Origin of the sequence: Arsenophonus nasoniae DSM 15247 (assembly GCF_000429565.1) — a bacterium.
GTDB classification, from domain to species: domain Bacteria; phylum Pseudomonadota; class Gammaproteobacteria; order Enterobacterales; family Enterobacteriaceae; genus Arsenophonus; species Arsenophonus nasoniae.
On sequence record NZ_AUCC01000204.1, the window covers coordinates 1 to 1821 of the forward strand.

At 33.2% G+C, this 1821-nt stretch carries 2 protein-coding genes; both read right to left on the reverse strand.

The features are described 5' to 3' along the window. Window positions 1-137: 137 nt before the first annotated feature. Window positions 138-527 (reverse strand): replication/maintenance protein RepL, encoded by a 390-nt coding sequence (locus G468_RS0117455; RefSeq protein WP_211229684.1) that lies wholly within the window; start codon window positions 525-527, stop codon window positions 138-140. 403 nt (window positions 528-930) lie between these two features. Continuing rightward, complete coding sequence (locus tag G468_RS21840; RefSeq protein WP_051297194.1) at window positions 931-1356, reverse strand: replication/maintenance protein RepL; 426 nt, start codon at window positions 1354-1356, stop codon at window positions 931-933. Window positions 1357-1821 lie beyond the last annotated feature (465 nt).

A 1821-nucleotide genomic window follows, 5' to 3' on the forward strand; every position in this document is an offset into this window, starting at 1 on the left:
AACTCGATTATTTGATTTTGCGCTTCAATTACGCGCACACGGAAGGTACTATTTTGCATAGTCCGACTCCTAGGATAGTTAGGTTGTTGGATTAGGTGCTTGTTGGGAGTTACGATCTCAGCAAGTACCGACTATTTTTAAATTAAGTTATTCCAAATTCGTAATATAGTTAAACGATTTCCTACTCCTCCATAATGAATTACGCTAGGGTTTAAAAGGTAGGTTCCTGATCTTTTCTGTTTTAAGTAACCATTATCTTTTAATGCTTTAAAAACTCTAGCAACTGTAGCAACGCCAACGGACTCTTCTTTAGCTATCTCTCTTTGAGTTCCATGTATTTCATTTTGATTATTCTTATTTTTTAAAATCCATCCCAAAACTTTCTCACTTCCGTTACCTGTACAACCAATCATTAAAGCTAATTCATTAAGGAAGACTTTGTTAAAGGAACCACCATCCTGAGTTTTAAGGATGTCTATACTCATACACTCACCTGTTGTCTTGTGCACTAAATGCCATTCTTCCAAATTCAATTCCTTAACATTCATGTTTAATACTCATGATAACGTTTGTTCGGTTAACTCTAACATTTGTTATCACATAAATCAATTATATGTTCCAAAAAAATGATATCAAAAAACATTATGTTATCAAATTTGATAACAAAAATTCCAATATAAACATTTCTTATTATCAAAAATGAATACAAAAAATTTACCTAAAACTAATGCAATACATTAATAAATATAAAAAATAATCTTATTTCAGATAACCCTTCACCGTTCTCATGGAATGTGATAATTTAACAATTTGATTCGGTGCTTCACAGACGAGCACGCGGAAGGTAGACTTTTTCATTAGCCTTACTCCTATCATCGGTAGGTTTAGGGTTAGCTGGTAGTAAGAGGCGAAAACTCTTGCTATCAGCGATTACTCATCAATATTTATTGATCTGAGCATTTCTTTTGTAATTTTTTCATTTTCACTTTTTGAAAGTAAAATGGGTCCCTCAAATTTGCAATACGCTTTATTTGTTCTCCATGCCCTCCATACCACATGAGGATTTAGAACATAGACATTACTTGTACCCATTTTTAGAATGGTTATAAATCCGTTATCTTTTAAACACTTAATAGCTAAACTTACAGTTGTTCTTTTTTTACCCGTAACTTCTTCAAGAACACGATGTGAGCAAACTACCGCATTATTTTTATTCATAAATTCGGTTAAGAATAAAAAAATATCACCCGAAACGGTATTTTTCTTAAATATCTCTCTAACAGCACCAATATTTTTTTCGGAAAATTGAATAAAAAGGTCTTTATTTTTCCGCATATCCACATTATCTATAAACATATAGGTTCACAATTTTAAACATCTGTTTATGTAAAACTATAAACACAGTTGTTATTAATGTCAAACACCTTTTATGAAAAAACGAACATCTATTTATAAACACATGTTCGATAATACTGAACATATATGTTCAGTAGCTTGTTAAACATATAAAAAATTAAAATTATTTAAAATCAAAAACTTAACATCTAGTTCTCCTCTCTTAATCTTGAAGTTTTGGAGAGAGCTACATACAACTCATTAGCAACAAACTAACTTCAGCTTCCTCGTCGACGCTGTTCGGTGCTCGCAAGCTGCGCTCCGTCTCAACGTCTCCTGCGTTAAAAAAAACCAAAAAATCTTTTTAAAATTTAACCGCCCCCGCTCGCCACAGCCAAGTGACCGAGCAACGCGAGCGAACGGGCGAGGAAGCGGAAGATAACCGGAAGTTACAGAAAGCACGGTCACTCGAAAATTACAGAGATT

Excerpts from the sequence above, each read along its gene's own strand:
- G468_RS21840 (WP_051297194.1), bottom strand. The coding sequence starts at position 1,356 with ATGTTTATAGATAATGTGGATATGCGGAAAAATAAAGACCTTTTTATT.